The sequence below is a fragment of the Winogradskyella pacifica genome (genome assembly GCF_003386275.1).
GTDB classification, from domain to species: Bacteria; Bacteroidota; Bacteroidia; order Flavobacteriales; family Flavobacteriaceae; genus Winogradskyella; species Winogradskyella pacifica.
Window position 1 is genome coordinate 116,547 of record NZ_QREI01000008.1, and the last position, 26,475, is coordinate 143,021.

Annotated in this window: 23 protein-coding genes and 1 other RNA gene; 15 read left to right on the plus strand and 9 right to left on the minus strand. The window is 33.1% G+C overall.

The features are described from left to right. Window positions 1-12: 12 nt before the first annotated feature. Together DFQ09_RS15305 and DFQ09_RS15310 are read left to right on the plus strand one after the other, a co-directional pair. On the plus strand, window positions 13-567 hold the full coding sequence (locus DFQ09_RS15305) for a thioredoxin family protein (protein WP_115811876.1): 555 nt from the start codon (window positions 13-15) through the stop codon (window positions 565-567). A 123-nt stretch (window positions 568-690) separates the two neighbouring features. Then, window positions 691-1,398, plus strand: a complete 708-nt coding sequence (locus DFQ09_RS15310; RefSeq protein WP_115811878.1) for a hypothetical protein — start codon at window positions 691-693, stop codon at window positions 1,396-1,398. 226 nt (window positions 1,399-1,624) lie between these two features. On the opposite strand, the gene DFQ09_RS15315 is transcribed toward DFQ09_RS15310, so the two are convergent. After that, complete coding sequence (locus tag DFQ09_RS15315) at window positions 1,625-2,239, minus strand: FMN-dependent NADH-azoreductase (RefSeq protein ID WP_115811880.1); 615 nt, start codon at window positions 2,237-2,239, stop codon at window positions 1,625-1,627. A gap of 118 nt (window positions 2,240-2,357) precedes the next feature. Here DFQ09_RS15315 and DFQ09_RS15320 point away from each other — a divergent pair, with 118 nt between their 5' ends. Both DFQ09_RS15320 and DFQ09_RS15325 read left to right on the plus strand, forming a co-directional pair. Beyond that, complete coding sequence (locus DFQ09_RS15320; protein ID WP_115811882.1) at window positions 2,358-2,723, plus strand: winged helix-turn-helix transcriptional regulator; 366 nt, start codon at window positions 2,358-2,360, stop codon at window positions 2,721-2,723. Between the two features lie 389 nt (window positions 2,724-3,112). Next, window positions 3,113-4,003 (plus strand): hypothetical protein, encoded by an 891-nt coding sequence (locus DFQ09_RS15325; RefSeq protein ID WP_115811884.1) that lies wholly within the window; start codon window positions 3,113-3,115, stop codon window positions 4,001-4,003. Window positions 4,004-4,299: 296 nt separating this feature from the next. On the opposite strand, the gene DFQ09_RS15330 is transcribed toward DFQ09_RS15325, so the two are convergent. Together DFQ09_RS15330 and katG are read right to left on the minus strand one after the other, a co-directional pair. Beyond that, a complete protein-coding gene (locus DFQ09_RS15330; protein ID WP_115811886.1) occupies window positions 4,300-4,773 on the minus strand; it encodes an ankyrin repeat domain-containing protein in 474 nt (157 codons plus the stop codon). Between the two features lie 74 nt (window positions 4,774-4,847). Then, window positions 4,848-7,079 (minus strand): catalase/peroxidase HPI, encoded by a 2,232-nt coding sequence (gene katG, locus DFQ09_RS15335; RefSeq protein WP_115811888.1) that lies wholly within the window; start codon window positions 7,077-7,079, stop codon window positions 4,848-4,850. A 212-nt stretch (window positions 7,080-7,291) separates the two neighbouring features. On the opposite strand from katG, the gene DFQ09_RS15340 reads away from it, so the two are divergent. Next, window positions 7,292-7,534 carry a putative signal transducing protein gene (locus DFQ09_RS15340; protein ID WP_115811890.1) on the plus strand — a complete coding sequence of 81 codons (243 nt, stop codon included), beginning with the start codon at window positions 7,292-7,294 and terminating at the stop codon, window positions 7,532-7,534. A 126-nt stretch (window positions 7,535-7,660) separates the two neighbouring features. On the opposite strand, the gene DFQ09_RS15345 is transcribed toward DFQ09_RS15340, so the two are convergent. Continuing rightward, entirely contained in the window at window positions 7,661-9,286 is a 1,626-nt protein-coding gene (locus DFQ09_RS15345; RefSeq protein WP_115811892.1) for an ABC-F family ATP-binding cassette domain-containing protein, read from the minus strand. Between the two features lie 352 nt (window positions 9,287-9,638). Here DFQ09_RS15345 and DFQ09_RS15350 point away from each other — a divergent pair, with 352 nt between their 5' ends. Further along, window positions 9,639-11,099: a TlpA family protein disulfide reductase gene (locus tag DFQ09_RS15350; protein WP_115811894.1), complete on the plus strand. Its 1,461-nt coding sequence runs from the start codon at window positions 9,639-9,641 to the stop codon at window positions 11,097-11,099. A 19-nt stretch (window positions 11,100-11,118) separates the two neighbouring features. Here DFQ09_RS15350 and fsa read toward each other — a convergent pair whose 3' ends face one another. The 3 genes from fsa to ffs form a co-directional block, all read right to left on the minus strand. Continuing rightward, window positions 11,119-11,772, minus strand: a complete 654-nt coding sequence (gene fsa / locus DFQ09_RS15355) for a fructose-6-phosphate aldolase (protein WP_115811896.1) — start codon at window positions 11,770-11,772, stop codon at window positions 11,119-11,121. Window positions 11,773-11,846: 74 nt separating this feature from the next. Beyond that, window positions 11,847-12,650, minus strand: a complete 804-nt coding sequence (locus tag DFQ09_RS15360; RefSeq protein ID WP_115811898.1) for an SDR family oxidoreductase — start codon at window positions 12,648-12,650, stop codon at window positions 11,847-11,849. A gap of 144 nt (window positions 12,651-12,794) precedes the next feature. Beyond that, window positions 12,795-12,893: signal recognition particle sRNA small type (ffs, locus tag DFQ09_RS15365), an RNA gene on the minus strand. Window positions 12,894-12,981: 88 nt separating this feature from the next. Between ffs and DFQ09_RS15370 the strand changes: the two genes are divergently transcribed. The 6 genes from DFQ09_RS15370 to DFQ09_RS15395 all read left to right on the plus strand — a co-directional run bounded on the left by DFQ09_RS15370 (window position 12,982) and on the right by DFQ09_RS15395 (window position 18,633). Then, a complete protein-coding gene (locus DFQ09_RS15370; RefSeq protein ID WP_115812059.1) occupies window positions 12,982-14,010 on the plus strand; it encodes a glutaminyl-peptide cyclotransferase in 1,029 nt (342 codons plus the stop codon). Window positions 14,011-14,017: 7 nt separating this feature from the next. Next, window positions 14,018-14,407 carry an acyl-CoA thioesterase gene (locus tag DFQ09_RS15375; RefSeq protein WP_115811900.1) on the plus strand — a complete coding sequence of 130 codons (390 nt, stop codon included), beginning with the start codon at window positions 14,018-14,020 and terminating at the stop codon, window positions 14,405-14,407. Window positions 14,408-14,490: 83 nt separating this feature from the next. Next, complete coding sequence (locus tag DFQ09_RS15380) at window positions 14,491-15,264, plus strand: carboxypeptidase-like regulatory domain-containing protein (RefSeq protein ID WP_115811902.1); 774 nt, start codon at window positions 14,491-14,493, stop codon at window positions 15,262-15,264. 153 nt (window positions 15,265-15,417) lie between these two features. Beyond that, window positions 15,418-16,995, plus strand: coding sequence for a hypothetical protein (locus DFQ09_RS15385; RefSeq protein ID WP_115811904.1), 1,578 nt, complete (start codon window positions 15,418-15,420; stop codon window positions 16,993-16,995). 3 nt (window positions 16,996-16,998) lie between these two features. Beyond that, on the plus strand, window positions 16,999-17,922 hold the full coding sequence (locus tag DFQ09_RS15390; protein WP_115811906.1) for an alpha/beta hydrolase: 924 nt from the start codon (window positions 16,999-17,001) through the stop codon (window positions 17,920-17,922). A gap of 81 nt (window positions 17,923-18,003) precedes the next feature. Further along, window positions 18,004-18,633: a hypothetical protein gene (locus tag DFQ09_RS15395; RefSeq protein WP_115811908.1), complete on the plus strand. Its 630-nt coding sequence runs from the start codon at window positions 18,004-18,006 to the stop codon at window positions 18,631-18,633. A gap of 78 nt (window positions 18,634-18,711) precedes the next feature. Here the strand turns inward: DFQ09_RS15395 and glyA are convergent, their stop codons facing one another. After that, the gene (gene glyA / locus DFQ09_RS15400; protein ID WP_115811910.1) at window positions 18,712-19,986 is read right to left on the minus strand and encodes a serine hydroxymethyltransferase; all 1,275 of its coding nucleotides are present in this window, start codon (window positions 19,984-19,986) and stop codon (window positions 18,712-18,714) included. 110 nt (window positions 19,987-20,096) lie between these two features. Here glyA and fahA point away from each other — a divergent pair, with 110 nt between their 5' ends. Next, window positions 20,097-21,389 (plus strand): fumarylacetoacetase, encoded by a 1,293-nt coding sequence (gene fahA / locus DFQ09_RS15405; protein ID WP_115812061.1) that lies wholly within the window; start codon window positions 20,097-20,099, stop codon window positions 21,387-21,389. Window positions 21,390-21,477: 88 nt separating this feature from the next. Here the strand turns inward: fahA and DFQ09_RS15410 are convergent, their stop codons facing one another. Next, a complete protein-coding gene (locus DFQ09_RS15410; RefSeq protein ID WP_115811912.1) occupies window positions 21,478-23,163 on the minus strand; it encodes an RluA family pseudouridine synthase in 1,686 nt (561 codons plus the stop codon). 226 nt (window positions 23,164-23,389) lie between these two features. Here DFQ09_RS15410 and DFQ09_RS15415 point away from each other — a divergent pair, with 226 nt between their 5' ends. Then, on the plus strand, window positions 23,390-24,574 hold the full coding sequence (locus DFQ09_RS15415; RefSeq protein ID WP_245940372.1) for a hypothetical protein: 1,185 nt from the start codon (window positions 23,390-23,392) through the stop codon (window positions 24,572-24,574). A gap of 738 nt (window positions 24,575-25,312) precedes the next feature. Further along, window positions 25,313-26,475: HYR-like domain-containing protein (locus DFQ09_RS15420; protein ID WP_115811914.1), on the plus strand; the 1,163-nt coding region annotated here is incomplete at its 3' end.

Below are 26,475 nucleotides of genomic sequence, written 5' to 3' on the forward strand. Positions count from 1 at the left end.
AGATATAATATAATGGCCCGAACAGAATCTAATATGTTGCCTTTAGGCACAAAAGCACCAGATTTCAATTTAATAGACACCGTAGATAACACCAAAAAATCACTCAACGAACTCAAAGGGACTACGGCAACTTTGGTTATGTTTATTTGTAACCACTGCCCTTTTGTAATTCATGTGAGTTCAGAATTATCCCAACTAGCAAAAGATTACATATCTAAAGGGATTAATTGTATTGCAATTTCTAGTAATGATGCAAAGAATTACCCACAAGATCGTCCAGAATTAATGACTAAGAATGCCATAGACAACGACTATATCTTCCCGTATTTGTACGACCAAACTCAAGAAGTTGCCAAAGCATATAACGCTGCCTGCACTCCAGATTTTTTCTTATTTGACACCGATTTAAAATTAGTTTACACAGGTCAATTAGATGATTCTAGACCTGGGAATGGCAAACCCGTAACAGGAAAAGATATAAGAGCAGCCATGAATGCGCTAATTAATAAAGAAGCTGTAAACTCAAACCAAAAACCAAGTATGGGTTGTAATATTAAATGGCTATAACCAGTACATCAATAAACTAGATTTACTATAAGTAGCAGCATCAAAAAGTCCTGATATTCAGAAAACAGAATGGGACATAATACAAAATCACACAACTAGTTAGCTGTAATTTGAACCAACTTTATGGTAGAAAAAAAAGACATCGAAAAATTAATAATTCAGAACAAAAAAAGCACTCTGAAAAATCATTGGAATGATGTGTTTATTTTTAACACCACAAAATACAGCGGAGAAATAAAACCGAATGAACTTCTGATTTGGAGATCAGTACATTTTTTACGAGGAGCATATCCAATTTTTCATCTGACTTTTGATCAAAATGGAGAATTGAACGGAATTAAAACGAAGAACAATCCTTTTTACAAACTTCTGAATAATATATCAATCGGTTTTTTCCTTTTACTTGCTTTGGTTTTGTTAATTACGTCTGAATTTAAGACCGCCTTTATTGGAATAATCGGAATTTCTGTAATTGGAACTTTATTGCATTTAGTAATGTCAAAAGCCAAAAAGTACGAAACAAAAATTTTGACAGACGAACTAAAAGAAGCTATAGAAAATATAGAACGGATTAATAACCCTGAACTTATAAACAAACCGAAAACGGAATTAAAAAAAGAAAATATTAAAGAATGGACTTTTATGAAGATTTTGACAAGACTTCTTCTCTATCCTTTTTGCTTATTCATTCTAATTTTTTCGATAACAGCATTTTTGCCTGGAGCAATATTTAAGTCTAAAACACTCGGTGTATTTGGAATTATTGTCTCATTAGCATATCCATTTACTGACCTAATAATATTATTTAGAAAAAATAAAAATCACAGCTAACACGCTGTATAATTAATTGCTTTTTAGAGCTTACTTGCGAAAATTCCTTTGGAATTCTCAAGGAATCGTAAATGTTTGCTAACTTAGTTATTAGACCACGTAACTAACTATTAAACAGGTCTATTAGACATACCCCCCCTTATCTGAACTAAAATAATTGCTTTGACTGAAAAGAGAAAGACTGAATAAACTTACTATTATAAATCGTATTCAAAGTTAATCGGCGTTAATACCATTTATCACTTACCATTTTTATATCTTCTTTAGCTTCCGCAATCATTTGTTCAGATTTGTCTGCATACTGTATCATCCCAAACTTATTAATGGCTTCAGCGGGAATTCCAAGAAAATCAAAAGCCGTTATTAAAAAAGGAGTTGCAAAATTAACACCTTTATAAGGTTCCATTCCAAAATCACTTCCACTTGTCATTAATATCAAAGCTTTTGTATCTTCACATAACCCTTTAATACCATTTTCAGTATATCCAAAAGTTTTCCCGGCCTGTATAACAGCATCAAACCAAGCTTTTACTGTTGCAGGTATCGAAAAATTATACATAGGACTAGCCAAGACAACAAAATCTGTATCTAATAATTGTTGCATCATTTTATCATTTTTAGCCAAAACGCTCTGTTGTTCATCAGTAAGTTCTGCGCCACCAAAATTTCTATTTACATAAAGATTCAAATTTTCTTTTAATAACAAATCTGGAGCTTCCTCCGTTAAATCAACTAATGTAATTTCTGTTTTTTCTTGATTATTTTCGATAAAGAAATCAAGCATTTTTTTTGTATTTGAATTATCTCTTGGAGTGTAACTTAAAATTAACGTTTTTTTCATTTTATTTTTTTTGATTATTATGAACAAATTTATACTAAATTAGCTATACAAAATATAGCACTACACTAAAGTATACTAGTATCCTTTAGTATAGTATAGTGTTAAAGTAAATCTAAAAATGAACAAAAAAAAGAGCGAAACGCCTATTTATACACCAACAGAATGTAAAAAATTTATTCTTCCTGTTCGAGATGTCATAGACATAATTGGAGGGAAATGGAGATTACCTATTATTATAGCGCTTTCTTTTAAAATTCATAGATTTAAAGAATTAGAACGACAAATTGAAGGAATAACCCCAAGAATGTTATCCAAGGAATTAAAGGAACTAGAAATAAATGGATTAATAAACAGAGAGGTATTTAACACTATGCCTGTTTCTGTTGAGTATAGCCTTACGGATTATGGCAAATCATTAGATAAAGTAATTGAGACAATGAGAGATTGGGGATTAACTCATAGAAACAAAATAAGGAACGAATAACAACTATGCCCAACAAAGCATTAAGTCATGAGGTAAAACCACAAACAAAATACGGATTAAAAATAATATAAATTAAGGCTAAGCGTATCACAGAAATTGTAGTTTCTAGAAATGTGGATGAATTAAAAAAACGATAAGAACTGATTTTTTTATCAATGGGCTTTGCCTGTACTTTAAAGACGACCTAAGAAAAAAGATTCTCTCTTGAAAAAATTACTTGGGAGACACTAATTAAGGACGAAAAAAGAGAAATACCGAAATAAAAAAATAGCTTTTGAAAAAAAATTGCAATTCATTTATACTCTGCAAGTTTGCATTTTTATGAACTTAATAAAACAAGGCAAAATCAGACACCGCCACCGCCGAAAATTTAAAACAAAGCACACTAAATGAGAAAAATTTCAACATTAATTTTACTGTTTGCCATGACAATCTCATTGGCTCAAAACGACAGTATTTTCAACAGATTACAAGCCATTAGTAACAATGGTTTAACGTTTTACAATAGTGATGGATTTACTATAACCAGTGAAACCTTAAATTACCCTTTTACTGAAAAAGGATTGAAAAAAGTGTATCGCAAATATGCCATCAAAAAAGACGAGAATAAAACCAAAGATGATCAATTAGCATTTAATAATTATTTCGTCACTAATGACAAAGAAATCACTGAAGAATTAGTTCAAAACAACACTTTTTATTTCATAGAAAACAAAGACAAACGAATTACAATTATTCAATTTAGCGCTATTAATAAAAGAGATAAAGCATTTGAGCATACAATTATAAAATCGATAATTGAAAAAACAATACCAAATGAAAATTATGCGTCAATGAAAATTGATAGTATCAATTTCGCTGGAAGGAAAATAAAACTGGGATCTAATTGTAGTTGGACGAACGTAAATACCGTGCAATGTCCTTATTATGGTGAAATGAATTGGTCTGTTCATAAAGGTTTAGAAGACGCACAAAACACTGTTGCGCAACAATTAGCAATAACAAAATCAAGAAAAAATGGAAAAGTAGTTTCGGAAGCCATAGTTGATATAGAATTTGAAGGAACAGAAACTAAAGCCAAAAAAGTGATTTATGATTTTACCGGATTGACTTCTGTTTTAGCAAGCATGTCTGGAGGAAAAACGTTGACCATTTTCTATGTTGCAACTGAAGTAAGAGGAAATTATGTGAGTTGCGTTCTAAGTTTTTGGAATAACGACGCCATAACAGAAAATGGACTTGCACCATTACTGGAAGAAGTAATGAAATTGAAAAAATAACACGTCTTCATACAACCCGTATAATTTACTAATTTCCCCCAAACCATCGTCGCATTTTGTTCAATAAAACTATAAAACAAAAAACAGGTTATAGCGTGGTTATAGCATGGTTATAATATATTTACAGCAAGCTTATAGCACCTTAGATATAGCTAAAACGAAGGTCACATAACCCAAAGTCATTAGTAAAAGATAGTATTGAGCCTCATTTTACTATAATGAACAAAAAACTGAGTTTAATAAAAGCTCTAACAAGCCAATTTTAAACTCAGTTTTTAATTGTGGTAAAATGGCTGTTATTCTAAAAGCGCCACAATCTCATTATAGTGTTTGTCTTTAGCATAGTCTAAAGCCATCTTGCCATCAGAATCTTTAATGCTAGTATCTGCGTTATGTTCTAAAAGCAGTTTTACAATATCAATTTTGTTGTATTGCGTAGCAAATGTCAAAGCTGTGATGCCATTAGTATTAACCGCATTAATATCGGCTCCATGTTCTAATAAAGTGGTTGCTAAAGCAATATTGCCTTTAAAACTAACACCGATTAAAGCAGTGTTCCCTGAAGCGTCTTTAGCATTAAGATCTGCCTTGTGATTGATCAGTATTTCTGTGGCCACATCATTATCAAAATAGGTTGCTAAAATGAGCGGAGTAAATCCACGAGCGTCCTTTTCTCCAATTAATTTCGGGTTTATGTTTATTAAAGCTTCTAATCGGTCTTTATCTCCAGACCGAATCGCCTCAAAAAACACATCTATATCTTTCTTCATGTTATGTTGTTTAAATAAAAAGGAATGAGTTTTTAAGCCCACTCCTTTTGTACTCTACTTATTAATTCACTTAATTATTTTAAATCAAAGCGATCTAAATGCATCACTTTAGTCCAAGCGGCAGCGAAATCTTTTACAAAGCGCTCTTGGCCATCGTTTGCTCCGTACACTTCAGCAATAGCTCTTAATTCTGTATTAGATCCAAAAATTAAATCGGCACGTGTGCCTTTAAATTTTACGTCTCCTGTTTTGCGGTTGCGACCTTCAAAAAAGCGATCGTCTTCTGACGTTGCTTTCCATGTGTAGGTAAAATCAAGAATAGTCTTAAAGAAATCGTTAGTTAAATGACCAACCGTATCTGTAAATACTCCATTATTAGAACCATCATAATTAGCACCTAACACACGTAATCCACCAACTAAAACGGTCATTTCTGGCACTGATAACGTCAATAAGTTCGCACGATCGATTAATAAATCTTCGGCGGCTATTTTTAAATCGGACTTAATATAATTTCTAAAACCATCCGCTAAAGGTTCTAAATAATCGAAAGCTTCAATATCTGTTTGTTCTTGTGTAGCATCTCCTCTACCATCTGCAAAACTTAGAGAAACAGTAACACCTGCATTCTTCGCGGCTTGCTCTACTCCTACATTTCCGGCTAAAACAATTAAATCAGCTATAGACACCTCTCCTTTAAATTCAGTTTTAATACCTTCTAATACTGATAATACCTTATTCAATTCTGCAGGATTATTAACCTCCCAACTGCGTTGTGGTTCTAGACGTAAACGTGAACCGTTAGCTCCACCTCTCTTATCAGAACCTCTATAAGTTGATGCAGACGCCCAAGCTGTCGTTACCATTTGAGAAATCGTTAACCCTGAATCCGCTATCAAACCTTTTAAGGTAGACACATCAGCATCGCTTAACGAATAATCTACCGTTGGCACAGGATCTTGCCATAGTAATTCTTCTTTAGGAATTTCAGGACCTAAATAACGAGAAATTGGTCCCATATCTCTATGCGTTAATTTATACCAAGCACGTGCAAAGGCATCTTCGAAGGCTTTATGATCCGCATGAAAACGTTTAGAAATCTCTAAATAAATAGGATCTACTTTTAGAGCGATATCTGCAGTAGTCATCATTAATCCTTGTGTAGCATTAGCATCACCTGCTTTTGGTGCTCTTTTAGCATTAGATGCAGCTGTTGGCTTCCATTGGTGTGCACCGGCCGGACTTTTAGTTAATTCCCAATCATAATTTAATAAAACATCAAAATACTCATTATCCCAACGTGTCGGGTTTGGTGTCCATGCACCTTCTATGCCACTTGTAATGGTATCATCTAAAACACCTGTCCCGAATGAATTCTTCCATCCTGTACTCATTTCTTCAATAGGGGCACCGTGTGGTTCTTTCCCAACATAATCATTAGGATCTGCTGCACCATGTGCTTTACCAAACGTGTGTCCACCAGCGACAAGTGCTACGGTTTCTTCATCATTCATGGCCATTCTTGCAAATGTTTGTCTAACATCTTTTGCAGAACCCATCGGATCCGGGTTTCCATTTGGTCCTTCTGGATTCACATAAATCCATCCCATCATTACCGCTGCTAATGGATCTTCTAAATCACCATCTTCATAACGTGCTTCATTCTCACCCCAAACAGTTTCACTTCCCCAATACGTATCTTGTTCTGGTTCCCATACATCTTCTCGTCCACCAGCATAACCAAATGTTGGAAAGCCCATAGATTCTAAGGCACAGTTTCCGGCAAGAATCATTAAATCTGCCCAAGAAATCTTGTTGCCATATTTTTGTTTAATAGGCCATAATAACAATCTGGCTTTATCTAAGTTGCCATTATCTGGCCAACTATTAATAGGTGCAAAACGTTGGTTTCCGGCTCCTGCTCCACCTCTTCCATCTCCGACTCTGTACGTTCCTGCACTGTGCCACGCCATTCTAATCATTAAGCCACCATAATGTCCATAATCTGCAGGCCACCAATCTTGCGAATCGGTCATTAAATCAGTAACATCTTTTTTAAGCGCATCAAAATCTAAGCTATTAAACGCTTCAGCATAATTAAAATCGACTCCCATCGGATTAGACTTCGTTGCATTTTGACGTAAAATATTAAGTTTTAATTCGTTTGGCCACCAATCTCTATTTTCAACACCACCTCCAGCAGTGTGTTTTGTTGTGCCACTTAAGTAGGGACATTTAGCTGCGCTTTCATTAATATCGAAATTTTTGCCTTGGGGAGCGTCGTTTGAGTGTGGATTCTTTTCCATGTATTACAAGTTTTATTTGTTTTAATTTTTTATAAAATTATGTCTTAATATACTTTTAGGCATAAGATACACATTTTTTTAATTTATTTTTTGATAGTCAAAAACTATACAAAAACAAAACGCCATAGTTAATGCGAATAAAATTATGATTTATTTAATAATTAGTTTCAAAAAATTTCGTAACTTTTAATCAGCAATTAAAACATATCATTATGAGCACTACAGAATATACAAAAGTTTACTACGGAAATTTCATTTTAGTTACACGAGTTAAAGATGAATTAGAACACGTTGGCATTGTCCCGATTGTTAAAGATGAAGGAGAATCGCAACGTTTAGCAGGTTACGCGTCAATGAACCAAGGCTACCAAGACCTTTATGTTCATAACGATGAATTAGATAAAGCTATGGTTATTGTAAATAGAGTGAAAGCTGAAATGGAAGCTGCTTCTTAATAAAGAAAGCAACTAGATTAGTTTTATAAACCTTTACTATTAGTAATAAGTACTTCAGATTAAAACAAAAAAAATGCTGATATTTTTTAAATATCAGCATTTGTATTTCAAGGTAATAAGATGGTTTTAAACAGTTGCTCCATACATCTTTTCACGTTGTTCTTTTATCTTTTTATCACTCATGTACTCATCAAACGTCATGTAACGATCAATAACTCCATTTGGTGTTAATTCTATAATTCTATTACCAACGGTTTGCGCAAACTCATGATCATGTGTTGTTAACATGATGGTGCCTTTAAAGTTCGTTAGCGAATTGTTAAACGCTGTTATACTTTCTAAATCTAAGTGGTTGGTTGGTTCATCTAACATTAATACGTTAGCTCTCATCATCATCATACGACTTAGCATACAACGCACTTTTTCACCACCAGATAAAACATCTGATGTTTTTAAAGCTTCTTCTCCACTAAAAATCATCTTTCCAAGGAAGCCTCTAATATTTACTTCCTCTCGCTCCTCTTCTGTTTGTGCCCATTGACGTAACCAATCAACAAGTGATAGTTTATTTTTAAAAAAGTCGCTGTTGTCTAATGGCAAATAGGATTGATTTGTGGTTACTCCCCAATCAAATTTTCCAGAATCTGCTTGTTCTTTCCCGTTTAATATTTGATAAAATGCTGTTGTTGCTCTAGAATCTTTAGAATATACAACGACTTTATCTCCTTTATTTAAGTTGATATCAATATTGCTAAATAAAACCTCATTTTCTAAACTAGCTGATAAGCCTTGTACATTTAAAATCTGATCTCCAGCTTCGCGATCGCGCTCAAAAATAATTGCAGGATAACGACGACTAGAACGTTTAATGTCTGAAATATTTAATTTTTCAATCATCTTCTTTCTACTCGTAGCTTGCTTAGATTTAGCTACGTTAGCAGAGAAACGACGAATAAAATCTTCTAATTCTTTTTTCTTTTCTTCTGCCTTTTTATTCTGTTGTGCATGTTGTCTTGCCGCTAATTGAGACGACTCATACCAAAAGGTATAGTTACCTGAGAAATGGTTGATTTTCCCAAAATCAATATCAGAAATATGTGTACAAACTGAATCTAAAAAGTGTCTATCGTGAGAGACTACAATAACGCAGCTTTCATAATTTGCTAAGAAATTTTCTAACCAAGAGATCGTTTCGTAATCTAAATCATTGGTAGGCTCATCCATGATTAACAAATCTGGATTTCCGAATAAAGCTTGTGCTAATAAGACACGTACTTTTTGCTTACCGTCTAAATCCTTCATTAAGGTATAGTGGTAATCTTCCTTAATTCCTAAATTAGATAACATCGCAGCAGCATCACTATCGGCATTCCATCCATTCATTTCTTCAAACTGTACCTGAAGCTCTCCTATTTTCTCAGCATTTTCATCTGTGTAATCTGCATAAAGCGCATCTAGCTGAGATTTTAATTTATATAATGGCTTATTTCCTTTTAATATGGTTTCTAGAACAGTGTCTTCATCATGTAAATTGTGATTCTGCTCTAAAACAGACATACGCTTACCTGGCTCTAAATGAACGCTTCCTGATGTTGGATCCATTTTGCCTGCTATAATCTTTAAAAATGTAGATTTTCCGGCACCATTGGCACCAATAATACCATAGCAATTACCATTATTAAATGTGGTGCTTACTTCGTCAAAAAGTATGCGTTTTCCAAATTGAACTGAAAGATTAGAAACTGATAACATGTCTTTAAATTTTAATCTATTAACCTTACTATAAATGAAGGCGAATTTTTGAGATTGCAAAAGTAGAAAATTAAACCCAAAATCTGCTATTTTACAGCATTATGAATCTTAAAAAAGTGGTAAAATTTAAATTGAAAGATGTTTCTTAAACTAAATACAACACTTAGGTATAAAATGGTTACACAACTAAGACTCTAAAACTCGCCAATACTATTAAGTAGCTGTTGTAAAACAACTAATATTTCTGCATTTGGTTGAAATTATAAGACTTACTAATAAGATTTAACGAGGTATTAACAGCAGTTGCGTAATGCATCTTATATTTTTGTTTTCTAACTTTTATAAATTTTCCATGCTAACTCTTCGTATAGTTCTTACTGTTGCCTTGTTATCAACTGTTTTTGGATGTCAATTCAAAGGAGGAAACACTAGTGACTCTGCGTATTTAGGTGGCGAAATTATCAATCCTAAAAACAATAGTGTTATACTCTATAATACTAACGGACAGGTTTTAGATTCGATTACTTTAGATGCTAATAATCGATTTATTTTTAAAATAGATAATCTCCATCCTGGTTTATACTCTTTAACACATGGTGGTGAATACCAAATGCTACTCTTAGAGCCTAATGATAGTATTATGTTTAGACTAAATACTTATGATTTTGACGAGTCTTTAGTATTTACAGGAAACGGTGCCAGAAAGAATAACTACCTCCTTAAAACCTATTTATCTAATGAGAAAGAGGCAAAACAGTTGGTTAAATATTCTAAAATGGAACCTGAAATTTTTAATGAATTTGTTGAAAAGAGAAGACAAACGCAATTAAATGAGTTTTACCAATTTTTAACTCTAAATGAAGAATCAGAATTTTTCAAATCTATTATAGAAGCCAACATTAACTACAATGCTTATGCTGATAAAGAAATTTATCCTTTCGCCTATTTTGGCAACAATAAGTTAATCCATATAAAGGATCTACCTGAAGGTTTTTTCGGACACAGAAAAGATATCGATTATAATGCCACACATTTAAGTCGGTTTTTTGCTTATAACCGATTCTTATTTTCTCATATAGACAATCTAGCCATTCATAATTATTATAAGAATAATGCTTACCACAGCAAGTTTAATAGACATGCGATGGGCTACAATAAATCTAAACTAGACTTAATCGACAGTATTATTTCAGATCCAATTATTAAAAATAATTTATTAAAATATAAAGCACGAGAATATATCAGCTATAATCACACCGAAGATGAAGCCAATGAAGTGCTCAATTATTACTTAGAAAAAAGCACTAACGAGGAGGATAAATTATACATGAATGATTTAGTATCTTCATTAAAATTATTACGTCAAGGTAATCCGTTGCCTAACATCTCTATTGTAAATTATAATGACACAGAACATTTTATAAATTCGATTATTACGAAACCTACGATTATATATTTCTGGTCTTCTAATTCTAAATCGCAATATAAAAATAGTCACTACATGGTAGATAAGTTGAAAATAAATTTTCCTCAGATGGATTTTATTTCAATTAATGTAAATGACAATAATGATAAGTTTTGGAAGAATATTATTGAGAACTATAACTTCCCTACTATAAATGAATTTAAGTTTAAAAACTCAAAAGAAGCACGTAAAACTTTAGCTGTTAACTATTTGAATAAGTCTATTATTGTTGATGAAAATGGCATCATTTTACATCCTAATGCTAACATCTTCAATTCTAAGTTTAACGAAACCCTTGAGGAGTTATTACAACAAAAGCACCTTATTGTAAAACAAGATGCTCTTTAAAACTGTTGTTGAAATTTATTTAATTTCCTTTTTTATAATCTGCTAAGAACTTTTCTAAACCACTATCTGTTAATGGATGTCTAAGTAATCCGGTGATAGAACTTAACGGTCCTGTCATAACATCTGCACCTAATTTAGCGCAATCTATAACGTGCATTGTATGACGTACAGAAGCTGCTAATATTTGAGTTTCAAAAGAATAGTTATCATAGATATGACGAATCTCAGCGATAAGGTTTAAACCATCTGTAGAGATATCATCTAAACGACCAATAAAAGGAGATACATATGTTGCACCTGCTTTAGCCGCTAATAATGCCTGACCAGGAGAGAATACTAAGGTTACGTTTGTTTTAATTCCTCTATCCGAAAAATACTTACACGCTTTAATACCATCTTTAATCATTGGTAATTTTACCACAATCTGATCGTGTAATTCTGCTAAGGCCTCACCTTCTCTCACCATGCCATCAAAATCTGTAGAAATAACTTCTGCAGAAACATCACCTTCTACAATGTTACAGATATCCACATAATGCTTCATTATATTATCTGTTCCTGTAATGCCTTCTTTAGCCATTAATGATGGGTTTGTTGTAACACCATCTAAAATACCCATATCTTGAGCGTCTTTAATCTGCTCTAGGTTTGCTGTATCGATAAAAAATTTCATAAAACTTATTTTAAGTTGTTGTGTTTTAGTTGCCGTAAATTTACGATTTTAAGCCTACCAATACAATTTGCTTTCTATAATTTATAATGATTCATTAACAATTTCTCGTAAGCTGAATCTGGAAGAATACGTTTTAAAACAATTGAGAATTTCTGCATAAAAGCTCCGACCTTATAATGGATTTTCGGATTTTTAGTCTGAATGATTTTATAAATCGCTTCTGCCATTTGTTTCGGATCACTACCACCATCCACATGCTCGTCCATCATACTTAAAGTTTTTCCGTACGTTGCTTTATAAGGAGAATCTTCTAAAGCAGGCGCATGATAACGACCAGCAGCTATATTGGTGGCAAAATCCCCAGGAGCTACATTGGTCATGTTAATATGAAACCCTTTTAATTCCATTCTAAAGGCTTCAGTTATTAACTCCAACGCTCCTTTACTTGCACTATACACACCTCTATATGGTAAACCCATATAACCAGCAATTGAGGTCACATTAATAATTAAACCAGAATTTTGCGTTCTCATCGTTGGCAAAACAGCCTTAATCATATTAATGGGGCCAAATAAATTAGTTTCAAAATTGCGCTTAATTTCTACATCAGGAATCTCTTCTATTGGCCCAGTAATACCTGCACCTGCATTATTTAAAAGTACATCAATTCGAGATTCGTGAGTTAGGATTTCTGCAACACAATTAGAAATCGTTTCAGGCTTTGTAACATCTAAAGCTACAATAGGAAATTTACTATTTGGATACCTATCAGGATTCCTGCTTGTGCCATAAACTTTAAATCCTTTGGTTTGAAGAAATTCACCAACAGATTTTCCTATTCCTGAAGAACCACCTGTTATTAATACAACTTTAGACATACTGCTTTATAAATTATAATTTCGAAAATACGAATTCTGAAATTAGTAGACCTTTTAATACTATGCTAATCGCGATGAGAACCTATATAAACTGAAAAAATCTCGATTCGCCGAAGCGTTCAAGATTTGAGTTTAGGGTACAAAAAAAGGCAAGCTACCTACATCACACCGCTACGACCATTTACCTTTGCTGCGTTCCCGCCCTGGAGGATTCAACAGGAGCTGGTTGTGTAGGACTTGCCAGGTGCAAAGATACAATCTTTTAATACTTACGCAATGATTTTTAAACTGAATTTTATTTAATAACTTGCTAAAAATTCAAACCAACGTTATGCACATTTCTAAATATTTCATTCTCTTATCTTTAAGTTTAGTTTTATCCAATTGTGGTGAAACAAATGCTTCAAAAATTTCTAGTTTGTCGATAAATACATCGGTAAAATCTTTAATGCTTGGTGATACCATGAAGCTTTCAATAGATAATCCGAAGAATTTAGAGATCACTAACGTTAGTTATCAGCTAAATGGTAAACCGATTGAAAGTAATGGTGTTTTAGACCAGATTACTTTAGGTAAAAAAGAAATCACCGCAATAGTTAATTTTGAAGATAAAACGGAAACGATTACTAAATCCGTTCAAATTTTTAACAACATCATTCCTTCTTACTACAAGTATGAAGTTATAAACACCTACCCTCACGATATTACATCGTATACGCAAGGTTTAGAATTCTACAATGGTGAGTTATATGAAAGTACGGGACAGCGAAAAGAATCAAAACTTAGAAAAGTAAATTTTGAAACTGGAGAGGTCTTAAAAAACATTAATTTAGAAGATAAATATTTTGGAGAAGGTTTAACCATTTTAAATGATAACATCTATCAATTAACATGGCAAGCCCAAGTAGGTTTTGTGTACGATGTAAATACTTTTGAAAAGATAAAAACATTCAATTACGAAACTAGTAAAGAAGGTTGGGGCATTTGTAATGACGGCAAAATTCTTTATAAGTCTGACGGTACAGAGAAAATCTATTTTTTAAATCCTGATGATCTTAGCGAAAAAGGCCATATTGAAGTTTATACTGAAAAAGGTGTCATCGCGAATTTAAATGAAATGGAATGGATTGAAGGTAAGATTTTCGCCAATATTTACCAACGTAACGGTGTGGTTATCATTAACCCAAAAACAGGAGGTGTAGAAGGTGTTATAGATTTTAAACCTCTAAGAAAACTAGTAACACAACATCCTGAATTAGATGTTTTAAACGGTATTGCTTATCACCCAGAACGCGAAACTATTTTTGTAACAGGAAAAAACTGGGACAAGCTTTTTGAGGTTAAAATAATGAAACAATAATAGCACTGTGCACGTATTCGAAAAAACCATTACCGTTACTGAAGATGATATAGATGATCTTAACCATGTAAATAATGTACGCTATGTGCAGTGGGTACAGGATATAGCGAAGGATCATTGGCTCGCCTATGCTACAAAAGATATTTTAGAAACCTATTCATGGTTTTTAGTGAATCATTATATAGAGTATAAAAGTCCGGCTTTACTTGGAGATCAACTTTTATTAAAGACGTATGTTCCAAAAGTCGCAGGTGTCAGCACCATTAGACATGTCGAAATCACCAATATAAAAACCCAACAGTTGATTGTAAGCTCTAAAGCAAAATGGTGTCTGATGGATTCTCATACACAGCGTCCTACACGTATCCCACCAGAAATCGGAGAACTTTTCAATTAACATTTTATTAGGTTAAAGTTTTTTTAAAACGCAGATTCCTTTCAACTTAAAGACTTTACTTTAACGCATCAATCAAATCAAGCATGCGTAAAATTACTATTCTATTCTTTTTATTTTGTCTTCCTTTTATACACTTTGCCCAAACTTTAAATGGAAAAGTATATGATGCTAGCGGAACCGTTAAAAATGTAAAAGTCTTTAATAAAACACAGAACCGAGTTACGGTAACAAATAACAACGGTAATTTTAACCTCGAAGCTAAAGTGACGGATACCATTTCTATCGAGTCCGTATTCTATCACCCAAAAACTATTGCCTTACAAGCGTATCATTTTGATGGCACAGCTGTTTTTGAACTTAAAGAAATACTTACAGAACTCGATGAAGTTGAAGTCAAAGCAGAACCTGAGCAACCCGTTTTTGTAGAAGAAACATACAATACGGAACTCAAAAATATGATTCAGGAAGACATAAAAAATCATCCAGAAAAATACAAACCTGCTGGGGCTACTTACGGTCCAGATCTCTTTGCTATTATTGGCTTAGTTGCTAATCTTCTAAAAAAGAAAGATAAATACAATGCACCAACCTATCAACCGATTACTTATACCCAAATGGATTCGTTATTTAGTGAGAGTTCATTTTTTAATACACAATTACTAACTGATAATTTAAAGATTCCGGAAGACAAGAAATATCTATTTTTTGATTATTGCGATGCTAAACAAATAAGTTCGGAAATGCTTAAAGAAGAAAACAAAATGCTGTTCTTAGAAGAGTTGGTCGTTAGCAGTCAGTTATTCTTAATTCTATTAGATGAATATGGTGATAAGAGCGTTAAGCAAAATAAGAATTAACCGCTCACTTTGCTGACAAGGCAGGAGTCTCATATGTTATAGAAGTGGATTCTTGCTTTCGCAGGAAAGACAATCTTTACATATTTATACTTATCTATAATAAATCCTAACTTCAAAAGTTATATTTTTAAGCCTTAATTATATTTATTACTTATGAAGCGATTGCTATCATTTTTACTTTGTTTTGGAATTTTACTATTTTGGAGTTCTTGTCGTAACGATTTTGAATTTACTCCAAGTAAAGGCCAACTAGAATTTGCAAAAGACACCATTTATTTAGATACCGTTTTCACCAATATTGGCTCTAGCACATATAATCTTAAAGTTTATAATCGCAGTGATGACGATATTGTAATTCCGACCATACAATTCGAAAATGGAGTGAATTCACGATACAGAATGAATATTGATGGCACCACAGGATTAGAAGGCACACAAGAAGGTAAATTCTTTGAAGATGTAGAATTATTAGCAAAGGATAGTTTGTTCATCTTTATTGAAACCACTATTGATATTTCAACTTTAGGTGGTTTAGAAAATCAGTTTTTATATACCGACAAAATCCTCTTCGATTCAGGAAATAACCAACAAGATGTAGACGTGGTTACCTTAGTTAAAGACGCTGTTTTCATCTATCCAAGTAAAGATGACATTACAGGTATTGTTGAAACCCTAAGTTTTGACGTTGATGGTGACGGTACACCAGATGAAACCACGCTAGAAGGTCGTTTTCTCGCTGATGAAGAATTGACTTTTACCAACGAAAAACCTTATGTTATTTATGGTTATGCAGGGGTTGGTGCAGGTAAAACCTTAACCATGGAAGCCGGTGCACGTGTGCACTTTCATGCGGATTCTGGGATTATCGTCACAGATAATGGCTCATTAAACATAAATGGTGCATTAAGTACTGATCAGGAAACTTTAGAAAACGAAGTAATTTTAGAAGGTGATCGTTTAGAACCACTTTACGAAGATATTCCCGGGCAATGGGGAACTATTTGGTTGTATAATGGCAGTGAAAACAATACTATTAATTACGCCACTATAAAAAATGCGACTATTGGTGTGTTGTCTGAAGGAAATCAAAATGCAACCACTGATAAATTAACGATTACCAATTCTCAAATCTATAATGTAAGTAGTTTTGGAATATTAGGAAGAGCAACTTCTATACGAGCAGAAAATTTAGTTATTAATAATGCTGGTCAATCGTCTTTTGCTGGCACTTATGGCGGAAAATATAATTTTACACATTGTACCATTGCTAATTACTGGAATAGTAGTTTTAGACAATTCCCTGCCCTACTCTTAAATGATTTTATCGTTGACGAAAACAACACCGTGTTCACCAATGGTTTAGTAGAAGCGAACTTTAATAACTGTATCATTTATGGTAACGACAATCCTGAGTTTTTACTAGAAAATGAAGGTGAAGTGTTTAATTATAAATTTACGAATTGCTTATTAAGATTTGATAATAACAATCTTGATGGACAAGGCAATTACGATTTTGAAAACCTAACATTTTACGAGAACAATCTATTTAATCAAGATCCAGATTTTGAAGATCCATTTAGTAACAAAATGCGAATTGGAGCCGATTCTGCTGCAGATGGTATTGGACTTTCTATATTCGCGAGTCAAGTTCCAAATGATATATTAAATGTAAGTAGAACAGTTGCTCCAGATGCTGGTGCTTATCAGAGTGTGGTATTTGATGAAGATTAATCTATGCTAACCAAGAAACATGTAAAATTCTTAAAAATTGTTACTGCCTTTACACTAATTCTTGGACTGTTAGCCATACATTTTTTTGTACCTCGACTTATTTCTGAAATTAAGAATCCTGTTGTTGGCTTAATAAAACGAAACAAAAATGTTAGTTTCGATGTAGCTTCAAATAACGCGTCAAAATTAAATCAAAAAGCATTCGCTTTTAACTCATTTGATGGTCTCAAATTATCCGCGCAATTAACCTATTCTAGTTTAGACTCATCAAAAGGAACCGTGATTTTATTGCACGGCATTCGTTCTAATAAAGATCAATTCAAAAATGTAATTGATTTTCTATCAGAAAACGGATTTAACGCTGTTGCCTTAGATTCACGAGCCCACGGAAAAAGCGAAGGAGATTTTTGTTCCTTTGGAGTTCATGAGAAAAAAGATGTTGCAAGCCTTATTGATTATTTATCCAAACATGAAAATCTCAGTCATTTTGGAGTTTGGGGACAATCCTTGGGTGGTGCCATTGGTTTACAAGCCATGGGCTACGATCAACGTATTAAATTCGGAATAATTGAAAGTGCATTTTCAGAATTTAGAACTATAGTTAATGATTATTTTGATCTACACGCTGGTTTTAGCTATACACCGTTTTCTAATTACCTAGTTAATAGAGCTGGACAAATTGCAGCCTTTGACTCAAACGATGCTTCACCTATTAAGTATTGTGAAACCATTAACCAACCTATACTTATAGTACATGGTAATATAGACGAGCGTATCAATATAAAATACGCTAAAGCTAATTTCTCAAAAATACCAAGTACTAATAAGGAATTTATTGAAATTGATTCTGCAAACCATTCTAATGTTTGGAAAGTTGGAGGAGAAGCCTATTTTAATCGTGTATTAGCATTTATTAACAAACAATAAAGCTTCCAAACAATATTTTTTTCAAAATTATGGAACAATTGTTGTGCGATTTATGCAACATAAACCCTTTAAATAGATCTCATGATTTCAAAAAAAATACCAACGGTTTTATTCCTCTTCTTTTTAGTCATTAGCTCATCGCATCTAAAAGCTCAAAACTTAGAGCTTATGAACGCAAGTCTACAGCTATTAAATAGTGTAAATAGCAGTTGTAATTGTGATTGCACTGAGACCCTAAATATTAACAGCCCTTTTTTTGAAGGCCAACTGATTTTAAAAGACGAAACCGTTTATAACGGCAAAATTAGTATCAACCAACCGTATCAAAACAAGCTGATAACCATTCTAAATCTCGACAACAACTACGTCCCAATCGATAATGATTTAATTAAAGACGTTATTTTCAGACGTACTGAGAATGAAAACGAGACAGAAACCAAGTTTACAAATTTAAATAGTGATGACAGACTATATAGATTAATCTTCCAAAACGAATCCTTGGTACGTGTTTATGATTCTTCAAATGAACTATTAGATAACTCTTTAGCTGGACGCATCATAATTGAAGAAAATAATATAATAACAGACACTTGGAACTTTTGGTCTTCTAGCCCTAAGAAAGATGTGATTAATTATCTCAACAATAGAGACAACACAAATTATAAACGTCGCGATTTTGAATCTTTAAATGACCTATTTGCCAAATTATAATACATAAAAAAAAGCCTTTCAAATTAAATTAAAAGGCTTTCTATATTATATATTCAGACCTGCTAGGCCTTGTATCTTTTAAGCATTAAACAATGCACGTCCACCCATTAAAGTATTCACTTTTTCAGCAACACCTGCTAAAACCGTTTCATTGTCATGATTTTTAAGAGCTTCATCCACTAAATCTACAATGTATGGCATATCGCTTTCTTTTAAACCTCTAGTGGTTACTGCGGCAGTACCTATTCTAATTCCTGAAGTTACAAAAGGAGATTCTGTATCAAAAGGCACCATATTTTTGTTCACGGTAATGTCTGCTTTTACTAAAGCGTTTTCAGCATCTTTACCAGTAATGTTTTTATTTCTTAAATCAATTAACATCATGTGGTTATCAGTTCCACCAGAAATTAAGTTATAATCTTTAGCAACAAATGCTTTAGCCATAGCAGCTGCATTATGTTTTACTTGTAGCATATAATGCATAAAGTCATCTGTTAAGGCTTCACCAAAAGCAATAGCTTTAGCAGCGATAATGTGTTCTAATGGTCCACCTTGATTTCCAGGGAATACAGCAGAATCTAATAAACCAGACATTTTACGAAGTTTACCGTTCTTTAAAGTAACTCCGAATGGGTTATCAATATTTTCACCCATCATAATCATACCACCTCTTGGTCCTCTTAAAGTTTTATGAGTTGTTGTCGTCACCACATGGCAATGCGGCATTGGATCATTTAAAATCCCTTTAGCAATTAATCCTGCAGGATGTGAAATATCCGCTAGTAAAACAGCACCAACACTATCCGCTACTTCTCTAAACTTCGCAAAATCCATATCACGAGAATAGGCAGAAGCACCAGCAATTATTAATTTAGGTTTCTCTTTTTGCGCCTGATCAGCTAACATATCGTAATCAATAAGTCCCGTATCTTTCTTTACACCATAAAATGTAGGACGGTATAATTTACCTGAAAAATTAACAGGAGATCCGTGAGTTAAATGTCCACCATGAGACAAATCAAATCCTAAAATAGTATCACCAGGACTTAAACACGCGTGATATACAGCAGTGTTTGCCTGACTTCCAGAATGGGGTTGTACATTAACATATGCAGCACCAAATAAAGTTTTAGCACGATCGATTGCAATCTGCTCAACCTCATCAACAACCTCACAACCACCATAGTAGCGTTTACCAGGATAACCTTCGGCATATTTATTAGTCAATACAGAACCTGCAGCTTCCATCACCTGGTCGCTAACAAAATTTTCTGATGCTATTAATTCTATGCCATCAATCTGGCGTTCTCTTTCGGCTTTAATAAGTTCAAATATTTGTTCGTCGCGTTGCATAAATAATGTGTTTGTTAAATCGATACAAAAATAGTGAATACATTAGTTTAAATATCAAAAATTATGTAGGTTTGAATGAATTTAATGAACAATTAATCAACAATAACTCTATGCCATTATCAGCTAACAATCCAGATCGTACCTCATGGCTACATGTCGGTAAAAACTCAGATTTTCCAATTCAGAACATTCCTTTTGGTGTTTTCTTAACTAGAGATGACATTATAACGATTGGAACGCGAATTGGTGATACGGCGATTGACCTTGGTGCTTTACACCAATTGGGTTATTTTGAAGGGATTCCGTTAACGGATGATATCTTTCTTCAAGATACATTGAACGATTTTATTGCAGATGGTAGAAAAACTTGGCGTTTAGTTAGAAACAGAATCGCTCAGATTTTTGATGCTGAAAATGAGACCTTAAAAAATAACAATCCACATAAAGAAACGATATTGTTTCGTTTAGATGAAATTGAAATGCAGTTACCAATACATGTTGGTGATTACACCGATTTCTACGCTAGCAAGGAGCATGCTACAAATGTTGGTACCATGTTTAGAGACCCTGACAATGCATTATTGCCAAATTGGGTACATATGCCAGTTGGGTATCATGGACGTAGCTCTTCGATTATTCCTTCGGGAATTCCGATTCATCGTCCACAAGGACAAACCTTACCAGAAGGTGCTGAAAAACCTGTTTTTGGTCCATCAAAATTAGTAGATTTTGAACTGGAAATGGCTTTTATTACAACAGACGCTAATGATTTAGGCGAACCTATTCCTATTGAAGAAACTGAAGAGTATATCTTTGGCTTAGTATTATTTAATGATTGGTCTGCAAGAGATATTCAGAAATGGGAATACGTACCATTAGGACCATTTTTAGGAAAAAGTTTTGCATCATCAATGTCTCCATGGATTGTGACTTTAGATGCTTTAGAACCGTTTAGAACAGAAAGCCCTAAGCAAAACCCTAAACCTTTAGACTATTTACAAACTAAAGGAAAAAAGAGTTTCGATATTAATTTAGAAGTGGGTATTCAGCCCAAAGGTGCGAAAGAAGCCGTGGTTAGTAAATCTAATTTCAAGTATATGTATTGGAATATGGCTCAGCAATTAGCACATCATACAGTTAATGGTTGTCCTATTAATTCAGGTGATGTTATGGGAAGTGGGACCATTTCTGGACCAACACCAGATTCTTATGGATCTATGTTAGAATTGTCTTGGAAAGGTAGCAAACCTTTAAAAATGAAAGATGGCACAGAACGTAAATTTATTAATGATTACGATACTGTAATTATGAGAGGTTACTGTGAAAATGATGGTACACGAATAGGTTTTGGTTCTGTAAAAACACAGTTATTACCTATTTTTAACCCGAAGAAAAAGAAGTAATTATACATTTATTTATATTGAAAGAAGACTAAAGTTGAATTGCTTTAGTCTTCTTTTTTTGCTTTAAATTGAACGCTTTAAACTGATTCTAAAAAGGAGCTTCACAACTAAAACTTACCCACTCGCGTTTCACAGGATGCTCAAAACTTAAAGTTTCTGCATGAAGATGTAATCGATTAGAAGGCATACCATATAAATCATCACCTATTATGGGCATATTTAACCCTTTATGATGCGCTGCATGTACCCGTAATTGATGTGTTCTACCTGAAATCGGATAAAAATGAATTCTGGTTTTATGATCGGTAACCTCAACAATCTCATAAGTCGTGGTGGCTTTTTTACCGTGTTCATAACAAACTAATTGTCTTGGCCTGTTATTTAAATCTACTCTTAGAGGTAAATCGATTGTTCCTTTTGTTGTTTCTAAAGTGCCATCTAACACCGCAACATATCGCTTTTTTATGGTGCGATTAATAAACTGTTTCTGAAGTTTTTTGTGCGTTCGTTCATTTTTAGCTACTAGTAATAATCCTGAAGTAGACATATCTAAACGATGTAGTAATAAAGGGCCTGTTGCATTTGGTAAATACGTTTGCATTCGTGTTAAAACGGAATCTTTAATCGTTTTTCCTGGAACTGATAAAAACTCATGAGGTTTGTTAAGAACTAATAGAAAATCGTCTTCGTAAATAATCTCTAGGTCTCCATCAAACTTACCAGCAGATTCTATAGGATTAGGTTCAACATCTAAACCATGCATCATATGACCTAAAATGGGTTCGCACCGACTACGACAAGAGGGGTAAAATTGTCCATGCTTTCTAACTTCTGCTGTTGGAGAAATTCCCCAATAAAATTCCGCCATAGCGATAGGCTTCAAATTGTGTTCGTAGGCATACTGAAACAATTTAGGCGCAGCACACTCTCCTGCTGCAACAGGTGGTTTACCTAGATCTGTAGCATTAAAAATGGTAATTAAATCTTTCGTTTCACCTTTAGCATTTAAGAATTTATATTGCTCGTGAATTTGCTTTTGTAAACGCGCTGATAGTGTTTTCCTTTCTAATTTTAAATTTTCAATTGGTTGAATTAACTCGACTAAACGTTCCTCTGCCTTAATTACGTCTGCTTCTATGCTTAACTTTAAGTATTTTAAATCAATATTATTCTGAATGCTTTCTTGCTTCAGTTTTTCAAAAAACACTTCCTTTTCTAAATTAGAAAGTTTATGCTCTGCCTCTACCCTACGCTGTCTTCTGAATTGCTTTTCAACTTTTGCTTTCTTTTTAAAATCTTCAAGTTTTTGGGTGGTTTCAAGTTTTGTCTTTTTTAAATCTAATTGGGCTTTTTCTAATTCCAGATTTTGCTCTAACCTTTCAATTTCAGCAGTCAAGTTATTTACATGTATTTCCTTTTTCTTGTAAAAACCATCTTCATTCAATGTATCATAAACCGGTGGTACAAATCCTTCAATATGATTACTTTCTGCTAATTTCCCTGAGAATGCAGTGATATAACCTAGTTGTCCTTTCTCAGTTTTAACAATCAGAACACCAAACATCTTACCGATACTTAAACCTTTCTTGCCGTCGACTAGACCAAAATTGTGTTCAAAATCTGTTTGAAAATTAAGATACGCTTTAACCTCATCTGCCGCAGTAATACAAAGTGAATGTGGAGTGTAATAAAACGGAAAGGTAAATTGTTTAGGAAGTGCTTCCGAAAAATGAGATTCTAGAGTATGAAAACATCCGTTTTCTTTATGAAACATGGGTCTTTTATTGATTTGTAAAGAAACAAAAATCTTTAATGTCAATCCGCAAGATTCTAAATTTTTTTGGATTTGTATGGCGGTGTAGTTGCATTGCAAAAGCCTTTCTGTTCATTAATTTATCTTAAAAGCTTTCTAGATAAAAATCATTCTAAGTCTCAAAAGTTTTTTTACTTTGGCATTATAATTGGAATTACAGATTTATAACCACAAAAAACACAAGATTATGAAAAAATTTTTACTCTTATTAGTCCTTGTTACGGTACTCGTATCTTGTAGTGCCAAAAAACAAATTGAAAGCGCCATTAGCCAAGGAAATTATGATCAGGCTATTTCTGACGCTTTAGAAAAATTAGAAAACAATAAAGATAAAAAAAGCAAACAAGATTATATTGTGATGCTCGAGGATGCCTACAATAAAGTTTTAGAGCAGGATTTACAGACTATTAAACATTTTAAAAAAGATGGTAATCCTGAACAATATAAAACCATTTATGAAATATATTCGGATTTAGAAGCTAGGCAAGCTGCTATTAAACGTGTTATGCCTTTACAAATAGATGGTAAAACTGTAAATTTTAAGTTTAAGGATTACAGTACAAAACTTATTGACTACAGATATAAAACTTCTGATTATTTAATTAATCAAGGCATAGCGCTTTTAGATTCTAATGATAAGTATAATGCAAGAGAAGCACATGATATCTTTAGTTATATAGAACGTATCAATCCCAATTTTGAAGAAAACAGAAGCTTAATTACTGAAGCGCATCAAAAAGGAATGGATTATATATATGTTTCTATTCAAAACCACACGCAACAAATTATTCCGCAACAATTAGAAGCTGAATTATTAGATTTTAATACTTATGGCTTAAATCAATTCTGGACAACCTATCATGCTAATACAGATAAAGCTATTAATTATGATTTTGCGATGCAATTACAATTAAAGCAAATAAATATCTCGCCAGAACGTATTAACGAACGTCAAGTGTTAAGAGAACAAAATATTGTAGACGGTTGGAAATATGATCTAGACAGAGCCGGAAATGTAAAAAAAGATAGTCTTGGTAATGATATAAAGGTTGATAAAATTATAAACGTAAAAGCGCGCCTTTTTGAAGTTGTACAAACTAAATCAGCTCAAGTTATTGCTGATGTGGTTTATACAGATTTAAAACAAAACCAAATTATTGATACATTTACAATAGATAGTGGCTATATTTTTGAAAATATTTTTGGAACCTTCGAAGGTGATAAACGCGCATTAAAGAATAATGATAGAAACCTTATATTACAAAGACAAGTTCTGTTTCCAAGTGATGAACAGATGGTGTATGATACAGGAGAAGATCTTAAATTAAAACTAAAAAATATAATTAGTTCTTATAGTGTTAGGAGAAGTTAACACCTTTTTCTAGTTCAAAATAAAACTCTCATACAAGCAAATGAATGCTTGCTATGAGAGTTTTTTTATACTTTACTTCCAAAATTCTATAAAATTGAAAGCCTCTAGGTTTACAATTCAATCCTCCAATACTTTATAAACAACTTAATTTCAAGGATTTCGTTTAAAGAAGATTTTTACCTGTTAACGATTTTATAGAAGTCTAAACAATTTTTAAATTTATATTTGTTTATCCCTAGATAGTTAATAGCAATTGTAAAATAAAAGTCTAATTATTAAACTTTTACACGATGTGTATTGTAGTAAATTAAGAACAAACACTGCTATAGCAAACGATAACTAAAATGCTTTAAATATTTGATGGTTTTAAAAGACAGAACAGTTTAACCTTATGAAAAACGATGTCTTTTAAGAATAAAAACCTAAAAAGCATAATTTTTATATAAAAACAATTATCGTATTTTATAGCTAGAATAAACAATAACAAAGAGTTACATCACTAGTAAAACTTAGTAATGACGTGATTTTGTTATGACTTACTCATGACTTAACACTACATTATAATGCGCTTTACCGTATTTTAATTACACTTTATCGATTATTTTATTTGCGGATTTGAATATAAAATCTATATTTGCTCATCCCTCTTAGCGAAATAATTATTTTACTTTATAAAATAACGAGCTAAACATTACTCCCTAATAATGTTTTGTTTTTTAAACACTAAATATTGTTGTTATGAAAAATCATTACTTAAAGGTTTTAACTCATGTTACGTCTTTAGCTTTGTTGCTTTTTATTTTTAGTTTTTCGCTGAGCTTAAATGCGCAAACCGAGTTTATGACAACTTGGAAAACGGATAATCTAGCTACGTCGAATGAAACTTTACGAATTAAAGAAGAATCTACTCATAACGATTTATTTGCTAGCGCAGGGTATTTTGGTGTTGACGAAAGTTATCTAGTGAGTCCTTTAAAAAGGAATGAACCATTACAACTAGAAATTAATCATAGCACATCAAGCATATTCGCTCTTACAGGTTGTACGTCGTCATTCTCTATAAATGTGGCCTCTAGTACTTGCGGTGCTGTAGTGACTTATACTGGTCCTACCTCTAATATTGGTTCACAGCACGCACATAGAACTACAGGACTGCCTTCGGGCGCTACTTTTCCTATTGGAGTTACAACCATTACATTTGAAGAGCATGACTCAGGACATACTCCTACTGGGAGTATTTGTACTTTTACAATAACAGTTGTAGATAATGAAAAACCTACAGCTTCTAATCCTGCAGATATTAACGTGCAATGTTTAGGTGATGTGCCTGCTGCTGATATTACTGTAGTGACGGATGAAGCCGATAACTGTGGAACACCATCAGTTGCTTTTGTGAGTCAAACGGCAGATCCTGCTATCAATAACGGAACGATTACTAGAACCTATTCTGTAACTGACACTAATGGTAATTCTATTAATGTATACCAAGATATTGTTATCCTTGATAATACAGACCCAACAGCGTCTAATCCTGCTGATATTAATGTGCAATGTTTAAGTGATGTACCTGCAGCAGATATTACTGTGGTAAACGATGAAGCTGATAACTGTGGTACTCCGACTGTGGCTTTTGTTAATCAAACTGCAGATCCTGCTATCAATAACGGAACGATTACTAGAACCTATTCTGTAACTGACACTAATGGTAATTCTATTAATGTATACCAAGATATTGTTATCCTTGATAATACAGACCCAACAGCGTCTAATCCTGCTGATATTAATGTGCAATGTTTAAGTGATGTACCTGCAGCAGATATTACTGTGGTAAACGATGAAGCTGATAACTGTGGTACTCCGACTGTGGCTTTTGTTAATCAAACTGCAGATCCTGCTATTAA